Genomic DNA, 21164 nt, shown 5'->3' with positions numbered 1-21164 from the left:
CCGGCGAAGATCGGTGCACGCCCCGAGACCGACGGGTGTGCGCACCGATGCGCAACCAACGCAGTCCGGTGGACGATCGGTCCATGACCAGAGCTCCCCTTCTCGCCATGCTCGTGGCCGCAGGCTGCGGCGGCACCGCGGGCCAGCCACCGAACAAGTCAGGCGCGAAGGCGGCGATCCAGCCGACCGCGATCCAGCTCGAGTCGCCCAACGGGGAGACGCCCTATGCCGAGCACTTCGCGAAGCGCGTCGGGGAGCTGTCGGGCGGCACTCTGACGGTCTACATCAGCCAGCGGTATCCGTCAGGAGAGGCGGGCAACGAGGCACGCGTCGCTCGGATGGTGCGCGCAGGCGAGCTGGACTTCGCGGTTCTGCCCGGCCGCACCTGGTCGTCCGCCGGCGCGCCGGCGTTCGCCGCGCTGCAGGCGCCGTTCGTGCTCACGACCTTCGATGCCGCCAGGCGCGCACTGGCCGGCCCGGCCGATGCATTGCTCAAGGCCGATCTCGAGCACGCCGGCGTCGTCCCGCTCTACCTGGCGCCGTCCGACCCCCGGCGCTTCCTCACCCTCAAGCCGCTCGCCGGACCCGAGGCGTTCCGCGGGCTGCGCATCCGTCTCTACGACGAGGCCACGACCGCCGCGAGCGTGCAGGCACTGGGGGCGCGGCCCGTCCAGGGCATCTCGACCGGCGAGGTGTACAAGCGCCTGGAGGAGGGGCGGCTCGACGGGCTCGAGACGGCGGCGGGGACCGTCATCTCCTACGACTACTGGCGCGCGGCGCACAACCTCACGGCCTACGCGATGTTCACGGGCATCGAGACGCTGGTCGCATCGTCGGCGGCGTGGAAGCGCCTGTCGCCGAGCCAGCGCGAGGTGATCCAGGCGGCGGCGGAGGACACCGCGCGCGCGGACACGCGAAGGCCGGCCGCCGACGCCGAGGCGGTCGAGTCGGTGTGCTCCACCGGCATGCGCCTGAAGGAGGCGAGCGTGGCGCAACTGCGCGGGTTCGCCGGCGCGACCGAGTCCGTCCGCGCCGCCCTGCGTCAGGCACCCGCGACCGCCGCGGTCATGCGAGCCTTCGAGGCGACCGACGGCGCGGGTCCCCGCAGGCTCGCGTTCCCCGCCGCATGCGCTCCGCGCCCGGCGCGGGCACCCGCGCCACGAGACGACGCGGCGCTCCCGGAGGGCACCTACGTGACCAGGCTCATGCCCCGGGACTACGACGCAGGCGGCGTCGGCTACCTCGGGCCGCGCGAAGGGTTGAAGTGGACCGTGCGTCTGCAGGACGGCAAGTGGACCCGAACCGTCGATCCAGTGCTGCCCGGCACGGTCGGCGACTACGACGGCGCCGGGACCTACGAGGTGCGCGGCAACGAGGTGACGTTCCGCTACACCCATCCACGGGTCGACGCCTCGGCGCCCGAGGTTCTGCGCTGGAGCTACTACGGCGGGCGGCTGAGCATCAAGGAGGTCCGGGTCATCGATGGCGGCATGAGCGTCGTCTACACGGCTCACCCGTGGCGCAGAGTGCGCTGATCCGTGTCGGCGCTGGGGCGGTGGTGCTCGCCGCGGTCGTCGCCGAGCTCGCGGCGCCCGCCGGAGCGCCGGCTCTCGCGGTGCTGGACGCGCTCGTGGCCGTCGCATTCGCGCTCGGCGGGGCACTGGCGGTGCGCAGCTCGCGACTCGTGGGATGGCTCGCGCTCGCGGTCGCTGCAACCTGGGTGGCGGGCACACTGGCCGGCCTCGGGGACCTTCCCGCGTACGCCGCGGCCGTCGCGGTCCTTTCCCACCGTGCGCCGCTCGCGCTGCTGCTCCTCGCCTACCCAGGTCGCCGGCTGTCCCCCGTCCTCGCCGTCGCCGCCCTGCTCGCCCCCCTCGCCACCGGCGTTCGCGGGCCGTCCGCCGCGGTCGCGTGTCTCATCGCAGCCGCGATGCTGGCCCGCACCGCACGTACCGCCCCGGCGTTGCGGGCACCGGTCGCCGCCGCCGCGCTAGCCGCCGTCGCAATCGCGGTCACCGCGGTGCTCGCGGCCGCCCAGGTGGGATCTCCGACCGAGTCGCTGATCGCCTACGACATCGTGCTGCTCGCGACGGCCCTCACGCTGCTCGTGCCGCTCCGCGCCGGGCGCTGGCAGGCTGCTGCCGCCTCGGGTCTGGTGGTCGAGCTCGGCACCTTGCCCGCCGGCGCGCCCATCACTGCCAGGCTGTCCCGCGCGCTGCACGACCCCGGCCTCGAGCTGCGGCTGCGCCTTCCCGGCGGCCGCTGGACGGACGAGGGCGGGCGCGCGGCGCCCGACCCGCTGCCTGGCCCGTCCCGCGCGATCACCGGCCGCGTCCTCGACGACGGGACCGAGGTCGCGCTGATCCACGATCCCGCGGCCATGCCGGACCGGGCGCTGGCCGAGTCGGCCGTCGCGGTGGCGGCCACCGCGATCGACAACGCCCGCCGCGATCGCGATATCCGCGCTCGCATCGAGGAGCTCCACCGCCTGCGTCGCGGGCTGCTCGAAGCCGCCTACGAGGAGCGCCGTCAGCTCGAAGCCGAGCTCCGCTCCGGCCCGCTGCGTGACGTCGAAGACCTGGAACGGCTTCTGCGCGAGCTGCCGCCCGATCAGGTCCTCGAGCCCCTGCGCGGCGAACTCGTCCTCGCGCACCAGGAGCTCGTCGACATCGCGCGTGGTCTCTACCCGCAGGCGTTGATCGCACGCGGCCTGGCCGGCGCTCTCGCTGACCTCGCGGCCCGCGCTCCGGTCCCCGTGACCGTCGATTTGACTCTCACCGACGCGACGCTGCCGCCGCCGGTCGCGTTGACGGCGTACTACGTCGCGAGCGAGGCGCTCGCCAACATCACGAAGCACGCGCACGCCACGCGCGCCGGGCTTCACCTCTCGGCGAGCGGCGACGAACTGCTCCTCCGCGTCGCCGATGACGGCATCGGCGGCGCCGACCCGGCCGAGACCGGGCTCAGCGGCCTGCGCGACCGCGTCCAAGCCCTCGACGGCGAACTGCACGTACACAGCCCGCATGACGCCGGCACGACCGTCGAAGCGCGCTTGCCGATTGACACCGCACGCTCGATGCCGTTGTAGGTCCGTCACGGTGAGGCTGGCGGCGTGCCCCGGGGAACGGTACTGTCGGCCGGAGCCCCCCCAATGGACTTCCGCATCCTCGGCCCCCTTGAGGTCAGCGACGGCGGGCGCGCGGTCGCGCTCGGCGGGATCAAGCAACGCTCGCTGTTGGCGATCCTGCTCCAGAACCCGAACGGGATCGTCTCGAAGGACCACCTGCTGGCGGAGCTGTGGGGCGACGCGCCGCCGGCCACCGCGGAGAACAGCATCCAGGTCTACGTCTCGCGGCTGCGCAAGGAGCTCGGGCCGGACCGGCTGACCACGCGCCCGCCCGGCTACGCCCTCCGGGTCGACGCGTCAGAGCTCGACCTGGGCAAGTTCAAGCGGCTGCGCGCCGAGGGCCGTCCGCACGAGGCGCTCGCGCTGTGGCGCGGGCCGGCATACGAGGACCTCGCCTACGAGCCGTGCGTGCAAGCTGAGCGCGCCCGGCTGGACGAGTTGCGGCTCGTCACGCTGGAGGAGCGCATCGACGACGACCTCGCCAACGGCGGCCACGCGGATCTGGTCGGCGAGCTCGAGGCCGTGATCGCGGAACACCCGTTGCGCGAGCGGCTACGCGGCCAGCTGATGCTCGCGCTCTACCGCTCGGCGCGCCAGGCCGAGGCGCTGCAGGCCTACCGGATGGCGCGGCGCGAGTTGGCGAGCGAGCTCGGGCTCGAGCCGGGCGGGGAGCTGCGAAGGCTCGAGACCGCGATCCTGCAGCAGGACCCGGCGCTCGATCCACCGGCCGAGGTGCCGACGGCGGGCTCGCTGCTGGTCGTCCCGTCCTCGATCGAACGCCTCGACGATCTGCTGGCGCTGGCCACGTCGCTGGCGGCGCCGCTGGTGCTCGCGTGCGTCGTGCCGGCGAACGAGGTGAGCGCAGCGACGAGCGCACTCGCGGCCCGTGCGCGCGAGCTTCCCGAAGCGCGCGCAGCGGCGTTCTCGTCGCCGGAGCCCGGTCCCGACCTCGCACGGCTCGCCGAGCGCGAGGGGTGCGAGCTGATCCTGCTGCAGGGCGCGCCGCTGGAAGGCGCCGCCCGCGTGGTGGTCGAAACCGCGCGCTGCGATGTCGGCGTGCTGACCAGCGCGCCGCGTGACGGGCCGGTGCTCGTCCCCTTCGGGGCCGGACGCCACGACTGGGCGGCGCTCGAGCTGGCCGCGCGCGTAGCGCGCGCGACCGGAGCTCCGCTGCGCCTGATCGGCGCCGTCACCGGCCGACGCGGACGTGACGCCAGCCGGTTACTGGCCGACGCCTCGCTGATCGTCCAACGCCGCAGCGGCGTGGTCGCGGAGCCGGTGCTCGCCCGCCCCGGGCGGCGCGCCGTTTTCGAGCACGCGCGGGGCGCCGGCCTCCTGGTGGTTGGGTTCCCAGATCGCTGGCGCGAGGAAGGGCTCGGCCGCGTGCGCGACGCGCTCGTCGCCGACCCGCCCGCGCCGACCGTGTTCGTGCGGCGCGGAGCGGCGGCGGACGCGCCGGCGATGACGCGCTTCACGTGGTCGCTGACCGGGTCGGCGCCGTGATCGGCTACGAGCTCGAGGAGCTGATCGGCCACGGCGGCATGGGCGTCGTCTACCGCGCGACGGACGTGAAGCTGCAGCGCCCGGTGGCACTCAAGCTGATCGTGCCCGAGCTGGCCGAGGACCCGCGCTTCCGCAAACGTTTCCTCGACGAGTCGCGACTCGCGGCCTCGCTCGACCACGCGAGCGTCGTCCCGATCTACGAGGCGGGTGAGCTGGACGGCCAGCTCTTCCTGGCCATGCGTTACGTCGAGGGCAGCGATCTCAGGACGCTGCTCCGGCGCGACGGCCCGTTGGCGCTCGAGCGGACACTGGCGCTGCTCGGGCAGATCGCGAGCGCGCTCGACGCGGCGCACCGGAGCCGGCTCGTGCACCGCGACGTCAAGCCGGCCAACATCTTGGTCGACGACGACGACCACGCCTATCTGACCGACTTCGGCGTCAGCAAGCAGCTCGGAGGCGTCACGACCGACACCGGCCGGCTCGTGGGCTCGCTCGACTACCTCGCCCCCGAGCAGATCGCCGGTGGGCGCGTCGACGCCCGCAGCGACCAGTACGCGCTGGCCTGCGTGCTCTATGAGTGCCTGACCGGCACGCCGGCGTTCCGGCGCGAGAGCGAGGCCGAGACGCTGTGGGCGCACATGCAGGGGCACTACGCGCCGGTTGAAGGGTTTGAGCACGTGTTCAAGCGGGCCTTTGCGCGCGACCCGAAGGATCGCTACGGAAGCTGTGGCGAGCTGACCGCGGCGGCGCGCGTGCGCACGCCGGAGCGGCACCGCGCGCGCTGGATCGGTGCGGCGCTGGCGGCGCTCGCGGCGGCGGCCGCCGCGGCGCTGTACCTCTCCGACAGCGACGTCGAGGCCCTGCCGCCCGGCAGCTTCGTCGTCGCGCTCGACGCGGACGGCGGCATCGGGTCCTTCACGGAGGCCGCCACGGCGCCGAGCAACATCGCGGTGGGCGAGGGCGCGGTCTGGGTGCTGGACAGCGAAGCGGAAACCGTCGCCCGGCTCGATCTCACGACGCAGGCCGCGAGGCGGTTCTCGGCCGGCCCGCGGCCGACCGATCTCGCGGTCGGCGGCGGAGCCGTCTGGGTTGGCAACGGGGCCGGCAGCGAGCGCTTCGGCGTGAGGACCACGACCAGCGTCTCGCGCGTCGATCCGGTCAGCCTGAAGGTCACAGGCACCGTCGAGCTGTCGCGTCAGCCGAGCGCGTACGGAGCGACGCCAAGTGACGGGTTCCCGCGGATGGCGGTCGGCGCCGGGTCGGTGTGGGCGGTCGGCGTCGACAACCGCATCTATCGCATCGATCCGCGGAGCGCGCGGATCGTGGCGAAGATTCCCATCCAGACGCGGGTGAGCACGCTCGCCGCGGGCGCCGAGGGCGTCTGGTTTCTCAACTGGACGGATCACAACCTGACGCGGATCGACCCGGCCACGAACCGCGTCGCCGAGGGGATCCCGATCAAGACCAGCGGCCTGTCCGGCATCGCCGTCGGAGGCGGCGCGGTCTGGGTCACGTCGCCCGATGACGGCCTGCTCTGGCGCATCGAGCCCGGACCGCCGCCCCGCGTCCGGCCGATCGACGTCGGCGGCCCGCTCTCCTTCGTCAGCTACGGCGACGGGGCGGCGTGGACGGCCGACTACGAGGACGGCGTGGTCACTCGCGTCGACGGCCGCACGAACGCCGTCACCAAGCAGGTCCGCATCGAAGCTGTCCAGTCCCTGGCCGTGGGCGCCGGCTCGGCCTGGATCAGTGTCGCGGGCGGGACCCGCGACGGCAGGCTCCCGGCGGCGGCATGCACCGCCGTCGAGTCCGGCGGCGCGACACCGGACGTGCTGATGGCGTCCGATTTCCCGCTTCAGGGCAGCGACGGCGACGTCGCGCGCGGGCTCGCGGACGCAATCCGCTGGGTCCTCAAGGACCATGGTTTCCGCGCGGGCCGGCACGTGGTCGGCTACCAGTCCTGCGACGAGTCGACGGCGCAGACCGGCGGCTACGAGAGGCGGCGCTGCGCCGCGAACGCCAACGCGTTCGCCCGCGCCGAGCAGGTCGTGGCGGTGATCGGCCCGTTCTCCTCCTACTGCGCCCAGCTCCAGATCCCGATCCTCAACCGCGCTCCGGGCGGCCCGCTCGCGCTGGTCAGCCCGTCGAACACCGACCCGAGCCTCACGCGTGGACCACCGATCGTGCCCGGGCGCCCGGTCGCGCTGGACCGCTACTACCCCACGGGCACGCCCAACTACGCTCGCGTCATTGGCCGCGCCGACGTCGAGGGCGTTGCACTGGCGCTGCTCGCGCAGCGGCTGCGGCTCGCGCGCGTCTACCTGCTCGACCCCGACGACGACGACCTGCGGGGCGTGCTCGGTGATCCGTTCCGCCGCGCTGCCGCGCGGCTCGGCGTCGGCGTCGCCGGGTCGGACGACTTCGGCGTCGACACCGGCGAGTACGCCGCCGTCGCCGACCGGGTTGCCCGCGCCCGAGTCGACGGCGTCGTGATCGGCGGCGCCGACTGGGTGGGCGGCGCGCTGGTCAAGGCGCTTCGTGCGCGGCTGGGTCCGCGCGTCGCGATCATGGTCGGCGACCAGTTCGACGTCGGCGGCCTGCTCCACAGCGCAGGACGCGCCGCCCACGGCGTCCACCTGGCGACGACGGAAGCGTTGCCCGACGCCGGCTCGCTGACGCCGGCCGCCGCGCGCTTCGCCGCGCGCTTCGGCCCGGCGGCGCGCCGGGGCTTTGCGATGAACGCCGCCGCGGCGGCGGAGGTCGTCCTGCACGCGATCGCGCGCTCCGACGGGACGCGCGCGTCGGTCCTGCGGTCGCTGCGCGCGCTCCACGTCACCGATGGCATCCTCGGCAGCTTCACGTTCGACCGCGGCGACATCGCTCCCGCGCGCGTGACCGTCCTGCGTGTCACCGACGCCACGCCGAAGAGCGTGCGGCTCCCGATCTCGCTCGAGGGTGCGGCCATCGAGCGCGTCATCGAGGTGCCGGCGAGCCTCTCGGGTTAAGCGCCGTTCAGTCCGCGTTCAGCGGCGCGCAACCGCCGCGCTCGATCGTGGACCGGATCGACCGCATTGGGCGGTCGACGAGCAGGAGAGTCCAAATGCTCACAAGAGCCTTGCTGTGCGCCGCATGCGCGCTCGCTGTGACGGCGACGCCGGCGCACGCGACGTTCCCGGGCCACAACGGGAAGATCGTGTTCACCCACTTCGACGACGCCGACGACGAAAGCACAGCCGACATCTACACCATCAGTCCGAACGGGCGCAATCTGCTCAACCTGACGCCCGACTCGCCCGCCGCCGACGATTTCGCCAGCTGGAGCGCGGACGGGAGCATGATCGCCTTTTGGAGCACCCGGACGGGTCCGGACAACCCCATCGATCCCGCCCTGGGTCGGGCCGACCAAGAGATCTTCGTGATGAACGCCAACGGATCCGGGCTACGGCAGGTCACGAAAAACAAGGTCGACGACGGTGGCCCGGCCTGGTCGCCCGACGGTGACCGGCTCGTGTTCCACCGCTGGCTCGACGGCGACTCCCAGGCCGACCTGATAACCGTGCGGGTCAACGGAACGGGCGAGCGCAACCTGACACGCAGCCCGGGCATCGTCGATCGCTATCCGGTCTGGTCGCCGGACGGGGGCGAGATCGTGTTCATGCGCGACGACAGCGGGTTCGAGAACGACATCGCCACGATCCGCCCGGACGGCTCCCACCTGCGGGCACTGACCGCCACGGATACCGACGAGGAGGGCCTGGACTGGTCCCCTGATGGAAAGCGGATCGCCTTCCACTGGAATGTCGCGACGCCCGACGAGCAGTGGGATGTCTACGTGATGCGCCGCGATGGCGGCTCCCCGCCGACCCGGCTCACGACGGCCGGGGGCTACAACCCTGCCTGGTCGCCCGACGGGCGCAAGATCGTCTTCAACACCGGCGAGCTCTTCACGATGCGCGCGGACGGCAGCCGCCAGAAGCCGGTGCGGCCGGGGTTCGACGGCCATCATCCTGACTGGCAGCCGGTCCCCAGGGACGCGCGCGCCGAGGACGACGACGACTAGCCCGGTGCCCGATCCTCCCGGAGGCGCGTCACCTGGTGCGGGTGACGCGCGAGCGCTCTCCGTGGCCGATGATCGGCATTCGCTTCGAGGGCGCCGGCGACGGCGCGAGGAAAGGACGGGCACCATGGCCGAGCGGCGACTGGTCATCTCCATCTTCGACGCCGAGACGGACGCCGACGAGGCCGCTGCGGCTCTGCAGGAGGCCGGCGCGGTCATCGACGACGCGATCGGCGTCCTCGTGCTCGACGAGCACGGCAAGCTCAAGACCCACAAGGTCGGCGCGACGAGCGGCGGCAAGGGCCTGGCGGCCGGGGCCGTCCTCGGCGTGCTCGGGCCGATCGGCTTCGGCGTCGGGGCCGCCGGTGGCGCGCTGCTGGGCAAGCTGCACCACAAGAACCTGGGCCTCGACGACGCCGATCGGGAGCGTCTCGGTGCGGCACTGCGTGGCGGCAGGGCCGCCGTCGGTGTGCTCGCGGATCCCGACGAACTCGTCGCCGTCGAGTCCATCCTCGTCGGCCGTGGCGGTGAAACGGAGGCACACGAGCTCGACGAGGCGGCTCTCCGCGAGGCGTCCGACAGCGCGGGCGTTTGACCGCGACTCGCGCCGTTCTCGGGCTGAGGCGAGAGCGGCCAGAATGGCGCAGGCGGTCAACGGGCATCGCGGCGCGGTCACTCGGATGCGAACCGAGAGATCGTCCAATCGGGGCGATGCGCTGCGCACCAACGTGATCCAGGGTTGTCACAGCGACCGCGTACCCAAGCGGCCCGCAGCTTGTCCACAACAACTGAAGGAAGCGCAGATGTTGCTCTGGATCGTCGGCGCGTTCATGCAACAGACGGCGAAGGCCGTCGCCGCCAACGCCAGTGCTGCGCAGTACTGACCTGGAGAGAGGCCCGATCGCGCTCGATCGTCGCGCCAAAGCGACTCGGCTTCGCGCTGAGCGGCGGCGGATCGAACGTGACCTGCACGACGGCACGCAGCAGCGGCTGGTGGCGCTGCGGATCCACCTCACGCTGGCGGGTGAGCGGCTCGGTCGATCCGAGGAGCGGACAATGCTCGAGCGTCTCGGCATCGAGGTCGACGAAGCCATCGAGGAGCTGCGCGCTGTCGCGCACGGTGTCTACCCGCGAAGCTGATGGACACGTCTGCTTCAACGTCGAGGACGACGGGGCGGGATTCGATCCCGGCGATGTCGCGCTCGGAGCCGGCCTGATCAACCTCACGGACCGCCTGGCGGCCGTCGGAGGCGCCCTCCAGATCGATGCTGGGCTCGGACGCGGAGTCCGGATCACCGGCGAGATCCCCGTTCAACGCCAGTCAAGACGTCTCTCGCCGCGCCGACGCTGAGCCGCCCGACTCGTGAGCTTCATCATCCGAATGGGGTGATGCGTCCTCAGGCCACCGTCACAAAGCTGGTGCGATGCGACTCGAACCGGGCGTCGAGCTCCATGCTCGGTGCGACGACTACCACTGAGGCCCCTCAATCGATCCGGGATGATGTCGCGCGAGACAACTGCCCATGCAGCAGTCGGTCGGCGGCCCGGCGTCGACATGCCGTTCGAACTGCTCGAGTCCAAGCTGCGGCCTCCGCGGCTCAGCCGGCACAGCGTTCCGCGCGAAGCGCTCGTCGCGCAGCTGGAACAGTCGGAGGATGCCTCGATCGTGGTGTTGTGTGCCGGCGCCGGCTACGGGAAGACGACGACGCTGGCGCAGTGGGCCGAAGACTCCGCTCACCCTTTCGCATGGGTCTCCGTCGACGAGCACGACAACGACCCGGTGGTGCTCCTCACCTACATCACGGCGGCACTCGACGCCGTCACGGCGGTCGATCCCGGCGTGTTCGAGGCTCTGGCCTCGCCCGGTGCATCGGTCGAGACGAAGCTTGTACCTCGCCTTGGGGCTGCGATCGCACACGTGAGCGAACCGGTAGTGCTCGTGCTCGACGACGTCCACGCCATCACGAGCCGGGAGTGCCTGGATGCGATCGTGGCATTGGCCGGACACATCGCTCAGGGCTCGCATCTGGTCCTTTCGACGCGCGACCCCGTCGGGCTTCCCCTCGGTCGGTGGCGGACGCGTGAGCTGAGCGTGGAGGTCGGCAGGGACGCGCTGCGGATGGACGTCGCGGAGGCGGAGGCGCTGTTGCAGAGCGCGGCCGCGCGGTTGTCCTCGGACGAGGTGACGACACTCGTCGACCGGACCGAAGGCTGGCCGGCGGGCCTGTACCTAGCCGGGCTCGCGGCCGCCGCGACCAACCCGGGGACGCGCACGCACACCACCTTCACCGGGAACGATCCGCTTGTCTACGACTTCCTGCGGTCTGAGCTGATCGCGAGCCTGCCGGACGACGAGTTGCGCTTCCTCACCCGCACCAGCGTGCTCGACCGGCTGTCTGGTCCGCTTTGCGACGCGGCGCTCGGATCCCTCGGATCGGCCGAGATGCTCGAAAGGCTGGAGCGCTCGAACCACTTCGTGATCAGCCTCGACCGCGACCGCACCTGGTACCGCTGCCATCACCTGCTGCGCGAGCTGCTGATCCCCGAGCTGCCGCGCCAGGAACCTGAGCTGGTCTCGCCGATTCTCGGACGTGCGTCTGACTGGTGCCTGGCCGCCGGCGACGATGTTGCGGCCATCGCGTACGCGCAAGCCGATCATGACCTTGATCGGGTGACGAGCGCCGTGACGCGTCTGGCTCAGCCGGTCTTCCATAGCGGGCGGGTCGCCACCGTCAACCAGTGGCTGGGGTGGCTGCGCGAACAGGACGGGATCGAGCGCTACCCGGCGGTCGCCGTGATCGCTGCCATCTTCTGCTGCGTCAATGGCCAGCCGGCGCAATCCGATCACTGGACCGAGCTGGCCGAATCCGGTCACCACGACGGACTCCTTCCGGACGGGACCGCGGCGATCGGCTCCTGGCAGGCACTGCTGCGCGCATTCCGGTGCCGGCAGGGCATCGAGACCATGCGCGAAGACGCCGGCTTCGCTGTCGCCACGATGGCTTCGACCAGTTCGTGGCGCCCGCCCGCCATGGCTCTGCTCGGAATGTCCAAGCTCCTGTTGGGCGAGGACGACGAGGCCGATGATCTGTTCGTCGACGCCGCCGCCGAGGCGCGTGCCTTTGCGACCACCCGGGCGACGCCTGTCGTGGTTCCCGTCTCCCAGGCCGAACGTGCCCTCGTCGCCATCGCGAGCGAGCTGTGGGCGAAGGCTGACACCCACGCCGAACAGGCGATCTGGACGACTCAGCGCTCGCGAAACCAGGAGGCGCCGCTCCATGCGCTCGTTTACGCCGTCGCCGCGCGCACCGCACTGCACGGGGACCGAGCCGACACCGCGGTGAAGTTCCTCGTCGAAGCGCAGCGCCGTCTTGCGGGGTTGACCTACGCGTTCCCGGTCCCCGCGGTGCAGGCCCGGCTGGAGATGGCCCACGCCTATGTCGGCCTGGCAGACCACGCCGGCGCGCGGACCGTGCTGAGCGAGATCGACGCCATCGGGCGTCATGTCGCAGATCTCGGTGCCCTCGGCCAGCAAGCTGAACGGCTGCGCTCGATGCTTACTCCCTCGCCGGGCGGCGAGCTTGGCGCCTCGGCGCTGACTGCCGCCGAGTTGCGACTCCTACCGCTGATGACGACGCACCTCTCCTACCCGGAGATCGGCGAGCGCCTGTTCCTGTCCCGGCATACCGTGAAATCCCACGCCGTCTCGATCTACCGCAAGCTCGACGTCGCGTCGCGCACCGACGCGATCGAACGAGCACGCAAGGTTGGGCTGCTCTAGACGGTTGCTCGTCGCGCCCAGTTGGCGGCGGTGTTCATCCAATCGGGGCGATGCGTGGTGCGGCGTGGTCGTCGAGTCTCGGAATCGAAGATCGGTTCGGGGCAGCAAGCCCCGTACTTCGCGCCGACTGAAAGGGAGCGCGTGATGAGCGTGCCGTTCAAGGGCAAGATCAACGTGGACATCCGGGATTCGGTGCCGGATTGGTCGCCGTTCGTGCCGCCGAAGGCGCCCGAGGGGGCACCGAACGTGGTGTACGCCGTGCTGGACGACGTCGGCTTCTCGGCGATGTCGTGCTACGGCGGGCCGATCGAGACGCCGAACATCGACCGGATCGCCGGGTCCGGGGTGCGCTACACGCAGTGGCACACGACGGCGCTGTGCTCGCCGACGCGCTCGTGCCTGCTGACCGGGCGCAACCACACGCGCAACAGCATGGCGTGCATCACCGAGGCGGCGAGCGGGTTCCCGAACGCCAGCGGCGTGATTCCGCCCGAGAACGGTCAGATCCAGCAGATCCTGGGCGAGCGTGGCTGGAATACGTACATGGTCGGCAAGTGGCATCTGTGCCCGGAGGCCGAGATGAACCTGGCCTCGTCCCGGCGCAACTGGCCGAACGGGCGCGGGTTCGAGCGCTGGTACGGGTTCCTGGGAGCCGAGACCAGCATGTGGTATCCGGAGTTGATGTACGACAGCCACCCGGTCGATCCGCCGCGTTCGCCCGAGGAGGGCTACCACTTCGGCGAGGACATCACCGACAAGGCGCTGGAGTTCATCAAGGACGCGAAGGTGCTCGCGCCCGAGAAGCCGTTCTTCCTGTACTACGCACCCGGGGCGGCACACGCCCCGCACCACGCCCCCAAGGAATGGATCGAGAAGTTCAAGGGCCGCTTTGACATGGGCTATGAGGCGATCCGTGAGCAGACGCTCGCGCGCCAGAAGGAACTGGGGATCGTCCCGCCCGACACCGAACTGCCGCCGATCAACCCGATCGGCACCCCGGAGACGCGCACCGGGCCCAAGGGCGAGCCGTTCCCGGCGCTCGATTACACGCGCCCGTGGGACTCGCTGTCTGCCGAGGAGCAGCGGCTGTTCTGCCGGATGGCCGAGGTCTACGCCGGCTTCCTGGCGCACGCCGACGCGCAGATCGGGCGGCTGCTGGACTACCTCGAGGAGACCGGCCAGCGCGAGAACACGATGGTGATCCTGGTGTCCGACAACGGCGCCAGCGGCGAGGGCGGCCCCAACGGGTCGGTCAACGAGATGAAGTTCGCCAACGGGATCCCCGACGACATCGCCGAGAACCTCGCGATGCTCGACGAGCTCGGCGGGCCGAAGACCTACAACCACTACCCCAACGGCTGGGCGATGGCGTTCAACACGCCGTTCAAGATGTGGAAGCGCTACGAGTTCGCCGGCGGCACGTCTGACCCGTGCATCATCTCCTGGCCGGCCGGCATCGCGGCGAAGGGGGAGATCCGCGAGCAGTACCACCACGCGATCGACCTCGTGCCGACGATCCTCGACGCCCTCGGCATCGAGGCGCCCGAGACGATCGCCGGCCATGTGCAGAGCCACTTCGACGGCGTCAGCATGCGCTACAGCTTCGACGCCGCGGCGCTGCCGAGCGCGCGCGAGACGCAGTTCTACTCGATGCTCGGCTCGCGCAGCATCTGGCACAGCGGCTGGACCGCCGTCACCACCCACCCGACGATCAGCGGCTGGTCCGCCTTCGCCCAGGACACCTGGGAGCTCTACCACACCGACGTCGACCGCTCCGAGACCCACAACCTCGCCGAGCAGGAGCCCGAGCGCCTCCAGGAGATGATCACCCTCTGGTACGCCGAAGCGGGTGCCAACGGCGCGTTCCCGCTCGACGACCGCTCGGCGCTGGAGATCATCACCACGCCGCGGCCGATGCTCACGCCGCCGCGCAACCGCTACGTCTACTACCCCGGCCTCGCCGACGTCCCGGAGTCGCAGGCGGTCAACATCCGTAACCGCTCCTACGCGATCGGCGCGCTCGTCGACATCCCCGAACGCGGGTCCAACGGCGCAGCCGGCGTGAGCGGTGTGCTGTTCGCGCACGGCTCGCGCTTCGGCGGGCACGCCCTCTACATGAAGGACAACCGACTGCACTACGTCTACAGCTTCGTCGGCAGCCTCGAACAGAAGATCGTCGCCGACACCGAGCTGCCGACCGGCGAGAACGTGGTCCTCTCGGCCGCCTTCGAGAAGGACGGCGAGGACCCGCCCGGCGTGGCGACCGGGACGCTGTCGCTCTACCACGGCGACGTCAAAGTCGGGGAGGGACGCATCCGAACCCAGCCGGGCAAGTTCTCGCTCGCCGGCGACGGACTGTGCGTCGGACGCGACAGCAGCGACCCGGTCACCCAGGACTACCCCGGCACGGCGCCGTTCGCGTTCACCGGCGGCACGATCAAGCGGGTCGCGATCGACGTCAGCGGCGACCCCTACCTCGACCTGGAACGCGAAGCCGTCGCGATGATGGCCCGCGAATAGGAGCCCGGCTCATCACCACCCCCGCCGGCTGACTCCCCAATGAACCGAGTGAGAACCCAGGCGAGGGCCACGGCTCTCCTCAGCACTCCCGTGCGCGCCGGGGCCGTGTTCGAGATCGCGACCGGCGTCGCCCTCGTCGCGGCCCCATCGGTGGTCCTCGACGCATTGATCGGATCGTCCACCGCAGACGCGTCGGTCGTCGGCAGGGTGCTGGGCGGGGCATTGCTCGCGCTCGGCATCGGTGGCGGTCTGACCGACCCGCGCGCACCCGAGCGAGGGATCCGCGTCGCGTTCGTCGTCTACAACGCGTCGACAGCGGCGCTGCTGGCCTCGGCGGGGATCGCGGGCTCCGCCGATGGCGTCCTTCTCTGGCCGGCGTCAGCGCTGCACGCGCTCATCGCCGTCGGGATCGCGTCTTCGCACGGTGGCCTCCGCGAACGCCGTCCAGAGTGAGGGGTCGATCTGGGCGGCGCTTGAGGGAACACGCAGCCGGTGTTCCGCGGCGGGCGCGGCGAGTGTCTTGGCGCCGGCGTAGTAGAGGCTCCCGTCGCGCCGTTGTCGAAGGTCACGGTGCAGCCCAATCGGGACGAGATCAACCCTGCGGTCGACAGCTGACCCGCCATTCATCCAATGCGGGCGATGCGCGCGGGCGCTAGCCGCGGCAGGTTCAAAGGGGTGTCAATCGCCGTAACGGATACGGCAGAAGGAGCGTCATGGCCATCGGACCAGTTCAGCTGATCGTGCTCGGATTCGAGCACCCGAATTTCCACGGCGAGATCATCGCCGAGCTCGAACGCCTACGCAGCAGCGACACGGTACGGGTGATCGACGCGCTCGCCGTGCACAAGGACGCCGAGGGCGAGATCGAGGTCGCGCATCTCAGCAATCTCTCGAAGGACGAAGCGATCGAGCTCGGGACCGAGATCGGCGCGCTGATCGGCCTCGGGATCGAGGGCGAGACGGGCATGGCCACGGGCGCCGAGGCCGGCGCCCAGGCTGCCGCCGACGGAACGACCGTCTTCTCCGACGAGGACGCCTGGGACGTCATCGAGGAGATCCCGAACGACTCCGCCGCGGCGCTGGTGCTGATCGAGCACCACTGGGCGGTGCCGCTGCGCGACGCGGTCGCGCGCGCCGGCGGCTTCCGCATCAGCGACGGGTTCATCAGCCCGCTCGACCTGGTCGAGATCGGCCTGCACTCCCGGGAGGAGGCTGAGGAGCTCCACGCCCTAGCGACCAACCGCCAGCCCGCCTAACCCGAACGCAAATCCCACCGCAGAACGGAGATCCGCATGTTCGCATCGCGCAGAGTCGCCCGCCGTACTTCCCGGCGAGTCGCTCGCCGCCGCTGAGCCACAACCGACGCGGCGCTGGCGATCGTCGGGCTTTCCACGGCCTCCGACGAAAGGACGCGCCGCGTGGCCGCTGCCGACGCTCGACGTCGACGTGATCGTCGCGCCCGGCGTCGGGGCGTCCGCCGCACGCCGCGATCCCAGAGTCATGCACCCGGGCCGCAGGGTCGCGGGACGCATCACGTCGCGTCGAAACGGTTGCCATCGCCCTCCGCGGGATCAGCGACGCGCTCATCCGCTTTGGGTGAGGCGGGCGCCGTGCGTGTGTTCGATGCTGCCCGTGCGCGACGGCGCCGTCTACCCGCTCGACCCGTAGCTCCATGAGTCTTTTCTGGACATTCGTCGTTCTCATCGCCGCCAACGTGGTGTCGATCTCGGCGATCCTGCTGGTCCGACGACGGGCGCCGGACGGGAGCTACTTCAAGGACGGAGATCGCGCGTCGGGCGTGTTCGGCGTGCTGGCGGGTGGGTTCGCGATCTTCGCCGGCTTCATCATCTTTCTGGCCTTCTCGACCTACGACCAGTCGCGTAGCGGCGGGGAAGCCGAAGCGCTCACCGTCATTCAGCAGTTCGAGACCGCGCAGTTCTTCCCGGCCGCGCTTCAAGGCCGGATGGCCGGCGAGATCGTCTGCTACGGACGCTCGGTCGTGCATCAGGAGTGGCCGCAGATGGAAGACGGAAACGGCGGCGACGCGATCAATCCCTGGGCGATCGCGCTGTTCCGCAGCCTCAAGCTCGTGGACCCGAAGAGCGCGTCTGAACAAGCGGCGTACGGGAAGTGGCTCGATGAGACCTCGGACCGCGAGGAGGCTCGGCGCGACCGGCTGCACGGCGCGGAGGGCATCGTCCCGGCCTCGATCTGGCTCGTCCTGTTCCTGATCGCGGGCGTCGTCTTCGTCTTCATGCTCTTCTTCGCCGACAGCGGCGAACCCCGACGCTCGCAGGCCATGCTGATGGGCTCGGCGACGACGGTGATCGTGCTGACGCTGACGGCGATCAGCGCGCTCGGACATCCGTACCGCACCGGTGTGGGACAGATCAAACCGGTTGCGATGGAGCGTTCACTGCGGATGCTCGACAGCGCGCGCGCCGTCGTCACGCAGGCCGCTCCACTGCCGTGCGACGCCCGCGGCGTCCCGGTTCGATCCTGATGGCCGATCCAACCCCGGACCGCTTCGACCGGCGCTTCGAGCTCGCGGCGACCGTGCTGCTCGCGATCGCGGCCGTGGCCACCGCGTGGGCGGCCTACCAGTCGGCGACCTGGCGCGGCCAGCAGGCGAGCGCCGGCAGCAAATCGATCGCCGCACGCGTCGAGTCCACACGCGCAGCGAACCTGATGAACCGGCAGGCGCAGATCGATGTCGCGCTGTTCACACAATGGATCGACGCGTACGCGCGCGACGAGACCGAGCTCGCCAACTTCTATCGCAAGCGCTTCCGAACGGAGTTCCGGCCCGCGTTCGACGCCTGGGTGGCGACCCGGCCACGAACGAATCCACGTGCCCCGCTCTCGCCGTTCGCCATGCCGGAATACAAGCTCGCGGCCGGCGCGACAGCCGACCGCCTCGAGGCGACGGCCGCGGCGCTCTCCCAGCGCGCCGGCGACTTCATCCAACGAGCCGACAACTACGCGCTCGCCGGCGTGCTCTTCGCCGCGTCGCTGTTCTTCGCCGGCATCAGCACGCGGCTCCACGCACGTACGCCACGGACCATCGTGCTCGGACTCGGATACACCCTGTTCCTCGGCACCGTGATCTGGATCGCGACGTTCCCGGTCAACGTATCCGTGTAACGAGAGCCGCGTCCGAGGCGGACGTTCAGGCTGTTGGAGCGGGCAGCTCGCGACGTTCAGAGCGCGCCCGGATGAGGATCTCGACGCTCACCACCGCCACCCACGCCGGGAAGATGAACACGAACCCCTTGAAGTAGGAGACGCTGAAGAGCAGGACGAGAGCGATCGCGAAACCGAGGAAGACGAGCCAGCGCGGGAGCACCTTGGTGCGCAGACCGATCGTCGAGGTGACGATCATGAAGACCGCGGCCGCGCGCACGCCGTAGACATACAGAAAGGTGTAGGCGAGACCGCGCGCGAACACGAATACGTCGGGGCTGGGCGGCGGAGCTCCCTGGAACCTGACGGCGGCGAGCGAAGCCCCCGCGGCCGCAGCGGCGGCGTAGAGCATCGCGACGAACAGAATGCCGCTGCCAAGGAAGACCGTCGCGAAGAACCTGTCCTCGTACCCGCCGATGCGACTACGGATAGCTGCGATGAACCAGAGGAACGCGATACCGGCGAAGGGCAGCAGATAGAGGCCGACGATTCCGATCGTCTTCGTCCGTGTCTGGAGATACCAAACGGCGATCTGCGCCGCCGTACTGTCCCGTGGAGGCTCCCGGTAGAGCAGGGCGAGCGAGACGACGAAGAGGACCGCGAAGACCAGGCCGACGACGCCCGCGGCGGCCGGTGTGTGCAATTCGCGACCGACCGCCACCACCACCGCCGGCTCGCCCGGCCCGAGCTTTCCGCGTTCGTCCGCCGGATCCATGCCGCGACCCTAGTGTGCCGTCAGCCGCCGGCAATCATCCAGACGGGATGAATCGAGTCTCGTCCCAAGAGAGGCCGACGCGCAATGCCAAACGCAGCGCACTCCGCTCCCGCGTGCGCTGAGCAATGTCCACACCGCAGGACTGGCATTTACACACCACTTATGAGAGCTTCGCGAACTCATGAGGAGTGAGGGTCGAAGGGAGAGGGTTCCGAGGTGAAGAGCAGACGAGCATGCACCGCCACGCTGGCGGTGCTCGGGGTCTTTGGCGTCGCGCCTGTGGCGCAGGCCGCCCAATGGACGGTCGACGACGACCGCGGTGACTGCCCGGCCGCGCAGTTCACCGGTGTGCAGGCCGCGATCGACGCCGCAGCACCCGGCGACACGATCGCGATCTGTCCGGGGACGTATCGCGAAGGCACCGGCGATGTCGGCAGCAACGCGCTGACGATCACCAAGAGCGTGACGCTCAAGGGCGCGGGCGCCGACCTCGTGTCGATCCGCCCGAAGGTCAGCGGCGCGGGTCAGATCGCCGAGGCCAACCAGGACATCCGCAACGGCGTCGGGGACATCGTCTCCGTGCGCGGCGGCGCGGCCCTGCCGATCACGGTCGACATCTCCGGTGTAAGTGTCGACGGCGCGGGCGCGGTCGTCGAAGCCGGCGTCGTCTACCTCGACGCGCAGGGCACGATCTACCGCAGCCGGGTCACCAACGTCACCACGTCGGAGCTCGCCGCGGATTCCGGCAAGCCCGGCGGCTACCGCGGGCCGCAGTTCGGCTACGGCATCGCGCAGGTCACGGCGAACACCAGCAGCCCCCAAGGCGCGACGACGCGGACGCTGACGATCAGCCAGACCCGCGTGGAGCGCTACAACCGCGTCGGCGTCCTGATCGACGGCGCGACCAACGACCTGGCGCCGTATAGCGCGTCGGGCGTCGTCAACCGCGGCGTGCTGGCGAACAACGCGATCGTCGGCCGCCTGGTCTGCACGAACTTCACGACCGACGGCAACTGCTCGGCCAGCGGCTCGCCGGGCAACAACCTGACGACGACCGGGCCGCTCTTCGGCCAGGACGGCGTGCGGGTGACCGCGGGCGCGAGCGTCGCGCTGACCGGCAACACGATCAGCCAGAACCTCGTGCACGGCGTCGGCGCACCGACGCGCGGCGCGGCGACCAACAACGCCAACCTCCCGCTCGGCGCCGGCGTCCGCCTCGTCGGCGCCGCCGCGTCGACCGCCACGCGCAACAACATCCTCGACAACGCCTACGGCGCGATCAACGTCCAGCTCAACGGCACGACGCCCAACACGGCGGTGCCGTTCGTGGCGGAGAACAACTGGTGGGGCCTGCGCTCGACCGGCGTCACACCGCCGAACGCCGGCCCGGTGATCTCCCCGACGTCGAACCCGGCGTTCCCGGAGAACCCGGTCAACGGCGCCGGCACCCCCGACGGCACGGGCACGACGTCCAACACCGTCGACTTCTTCCCGTACCGCAACGGGGCGCAGGCCGACCCCGACGCGGGCCAGTTCACCATCCTCGACGCGCCGCGGCCCGTCGACGACGCCGTTCCGACCGCGTCGCTCGCCTCCGACCGCGCTCAGGCCTACCGCGGCGAGACCATCACGCTGACCGCCAACGCCGGCGACGACTTCGGCGTCAAGCGCGTCTCGTTCTACTCCGGCGCCGTGCTGATCGGCGTGGCGCAGGTGCCGCCGTTCCGGTCGCAGTTCACGATCCCCGCGGATGCCGCCTGCGACGCCCCGCGCACGTTCACGGCGGTCGTCGAGGACTCGGCAGGACAGACCGCCTCGGCGTCCGTCAACGTGACGGTCAAGTGCTACACCGGCACGGTCTCCGGCCAGGTCAACGCGACGCTGGCGCTCACGCTCGGCGCGCCGGCCTCGTTCGGGGCGTTCGTCCCGGGCGTCGCCGCCACCTACACCGCGGGCACGACCGCCAACGTGCTGTCGACCGCCGGCGACGCGGCGCTGTCGGTGGCCGATCCCAGCACGGTGGCACCCGGCCGCCTCGTCAACGGCAGCTTCTCGCTTCCGCAGGCGCTGCGCGCACGGGCGACCAACGCCTCCAACCCGACCACGCAATACGCGGCCATCTCGGGCAGCCCGCTGACGCTGCTGACCTACGCAGGCCCGATCTCCAATGACGGCCTGACGCTGCAGTTCCAGCAGCAGGTCGGGGCGACCGACGCGCTGCGCACGGGCCAGTACAGCAAGACGCTCACGTTCACCCTCTCCACGACGACGCCGTAAT

At 70.8% G+C, this 21164-nt stretch carries 16 protein-coding genes; 15 read left to right on the top strand and 1 reads right to left on the bottom strand.

The features are described 5' to 3' along the window. Window positions 1-83 precede the first annotated feature (83 nt). From OM076_RS10775 to OM076_RS10715, 14 genes are all read left to right on the top strand, one after another. Window positions 84-1535 (top strand): TRAP transporter substrate-binding protein, encoded by a 1452-nt coding sequence (locus OM076_RS10775; RefSeq protein ID WP_270039791.1) that lies wholly within the window; start codon window positions 84-86, stop codon window positions 1533-1535. Then, a complete protein-coding gene (locus OM076_RS10770; RefSeq protein WP_270039788.1) occupies window positions 1517-3088 on the top strand; it encodes a sensor histidine kinase in 1572 nt (523 codons plus the stop codon). Before OM076_RS10775 ends, OM076_RS10770 begins: the two co-directional genes overlap by 19 nt. Window positions 3089-3151: 63 nt before the next feature. Then, entirely contained in the window at window positions 3152-4630 is a 1479-nt protein-coding gene (locus OM076_RS10765; protein WP_270039785.1) for an AfsR/SARP family transcriptional regulator, read from the top strand. Beyond that, window positions 4603-7635 carry a protein kinase domain-containing protein gene (locus OM076_RS45980; protein ID WP_270039783.1) on the top strand — a complete coding sequence of 1011 codons (3033 nt, stop codon included), beginning with the start codon at window positions 4603-4605 and terminating at the stop codon, window positions 7633-7635. The genes OM076_RS10765 and OM076_RS45980 overlap by 28 nt, the downstream gene beginning before the upstream one ends. A gap of 95 nt (window positions 7636-7730) precedes the next feature. Beyond that, window positions 7731-8690, top strand: coding sequence for a TolB family protein (locus OM076_RS10755; protein ID WP_270039780.1), 960 nt, complete (start codon window positions 7731-7733; stop codon window positions 8688-8690). A gap of 124 nt (window positions 8691-8814) precedes the next feature. Further along, a complete protein-coding gene (locus tag OM076_RS10750) occupies window positions 8815-9282 on the top strand; it encodes a DUF1269 domain-containing protein (RefSeq protein ID WP_270039777.1) in 468 nt (155 codons plus the stop codon). A gap of 43 nt (window positions 9283-9325) precedes the next feature. Further along, complete coding sequence (locus OM076_RS46825) at window positions 9326-9571, top strand: hypothetical protein (protein ID WP_372518024.1); 246 nt, start codon at window positions 9326-9328, stop codon at window positions 9569-9571. Next, the gene (locus OM076_RS46820; protein ID WP_372518023.1) at window positions 9555-9827 is read left to right on the top strand and encodes a histidine kinase; all 273 of its coding nucleotides are present in this window, start codon (window positions 9555-9557) and stop codon (window positions 9825-9827) included. Before OM076_RS46825 ends, OM076_RS46820 begins: the two co-directional genes overlap by 17 nt. Window positions 9828-10242: 415 nt before the next feature. Beyond that, window positions 10243-12468 (top strand): helix-turn-helix transcriptional regulator, encoded by a 2226-nt coding sequence (locus tag OM076_RS10740; protein ID WP_270039773.1) that lies wholly within the window; start codon window positions 10243-10245, stop codon window positions 12466-12468. Between the two features lie 144 nt (window positions 12469-12612). Beyond that, the gene (locus tag OM076_RS10735) at window positions 12613-14988 is read left to right on the top strand and encodes an arylsulfatase (protein ID WP_270039771.1); all 2376 of its coding nucleotides are present in this window, start codon (window positions 12613-12615) and stop codon (window positions 14986-14988) included. A 90-nt stretch (window positions 14989-15078) separates the two neighbouring features. Further along, a complete protein-coding gene (locus tag OM076_RS10730; protein WP_270039768.1) occupies window positions 15079-15441 on the top strand; it encodes a hypothetical protein in 363 nt (120 codons plus the stop codon). A gap of 260 nt (window positions 15442-15701) precedes the next feature. Next, the gene (locus OM076_RS10725) at window positions 15702-16244 is read left to right on the top strand and encodes a hypothetical protein (protein ID WP_270039766.1); all 543 of its coding nucleotides are present in this window, start codon (window positions 15702-15704) and stop codon (window positions 16242-16244) included. A gap of 416 nt (window positions 16245-16660) precedes the next feature. Then, a complete protein-coding gene (locus OM076_RS10720; protein ID WP_270039763.1) occupies window positions 16661-17491 on the top strand; it encodes a bestrophin-like domain in 831 nt (276 codons plus the stop codon). Continuing rightward, window positions 17491-18132, top strand: coding sequence for a hypothetical protein (locus tag OM076_RS10715; protein ID WP_270039762.1), 642 nt, complete (start codon window positions 17491-17493; stop codon window positions 18130-18132). The genes OM076_RS10720 and OM076_RS10715 overlap by 1 nt, the downstream gene beginning before the upstream one ends. Window positions 18133-18157: 25 nt before the next feature. On the opposite strand, the gene OM076_RS10710 is transcribed toward OM076_RS10715, so the two are convergent. Then, window positions 18158-18886 carry a hypothetical protein gene (locus OM076_RS10710; protein WP_270039761.1) on the bottom strand — a complete coding sequence of 243 codons (729 nt, stop codon included), beginning with the start codon at window positions 18884-18886 and terminating at the stop codon, window positions 18158-18160. Between the two features lie 216 nt (window positions 18887-19102). Between OM076_RS10710 and OM076_RS10705 the strand changes: the two genes are divergently transcribed. Further along, complete coding sequence (locus OM076_RS10705; RefSeq protein ID WP_270039759.1) at window positions 19103-21163, top strand: Ig-like domain-containing protein; 2061 nt, start codon at window positions 19103-19105, stop codon at window positions 21161-21163. Window position 21164: the final 1 nt, after the last annotated feature.

This window comes from Solirubrobacter ginsenosidimutans, from assembly GCF_027587205.1.
Note: the sequence above shows the minus strand (reverse complement) of the source record. Positions and strands in the feature narration are given on the sequence as shown.

What these genes read in the sequence shown, in the direction of transcription:
- OM076_RS10775 (WP_270039791.1), top strand. Translation starts at nt 84, where the DNA reads ATGACCAGAGCTCCCCTTCTCGCCATGCTCGTGGCCGCAGGCTGCGGC.
- OM076_RS10765 (WP_270039785.1), top strand. Translation starts at nt 3,152, where the DNA reads ATGGACTTCCGCATCCTCGGCCCCCTTGAGGTCAGCGACGGCGGGCGC.
- OM076_RS10755 (WP_270039780.1), top strand. Translation starts at nt 7,731, where the DNA reads ATGCTCACAAGAGCCTTGCTGTGCGCCGCATGCGCGCTCGCTGTGACG.
- OM076_RS10750 (WP_270039777.1), top strand. Translation starts at nt 8,815, where the DNA reads ATGGCCGAGCGGCGACTGGTCATCTCCATCTTCGACGCCGAGACGGAC.
- OM076_RS46825 (WP_372518024.1), top strand. Translation starts at nt 9,326, where the DNA reads ATGGCGCAGGCGGTCAACGGGCATCGCGGCGCGGTCACTCGGATGCGA.
- OM076_RS10740 (WP_270039773.1), top strand. Translation starts at nt 10,243, where the DNA reads ATGCCGTTCGAACTGCTCGAGTCCAAGCTGCGGCCTCCGCGGCTCAGC.
- OM076_RS10735 (WP_270039771.1), top strand. Translation starts at nt 12,613, where the DNA reads ATGAGCGTGCCGTTCAAGGGCAAGATCAACGTGGACATCCGGGATTCG.
- OM076_RS10725 (WP_270039766.1), top strand. Translation starts at nt 15,702, where the DNA reads ATGGCCATCGGACCAGTTCAGCTGATCGTGCTCGGATTCGAGCACCCG.
- OM076_RS10720 (WP_270039763.1), top strand. Translation starts at nt 16,661, where the DNA reads ATGAGTCTTTTCTGGACATTCGTCGTTCTCATCGCCGCCAACGTGGTG.
- OM076_RS10715 (WP_270039762.1), top strand. Translation starts at nt 17,491, where the DNA reads ATGGCCGATCCAACCCCGGACCGCTTCGACCGGCGCTTCGAGCTCGCG.
- OM076_RS10710 (WP_270039761.1), bottom strand. Translation starts at nt 18,886, where the DNA reads ATGGATCCGGCGGACGAACGCGGAAAGCTCGGGCCGGGCGAGCCGGCG.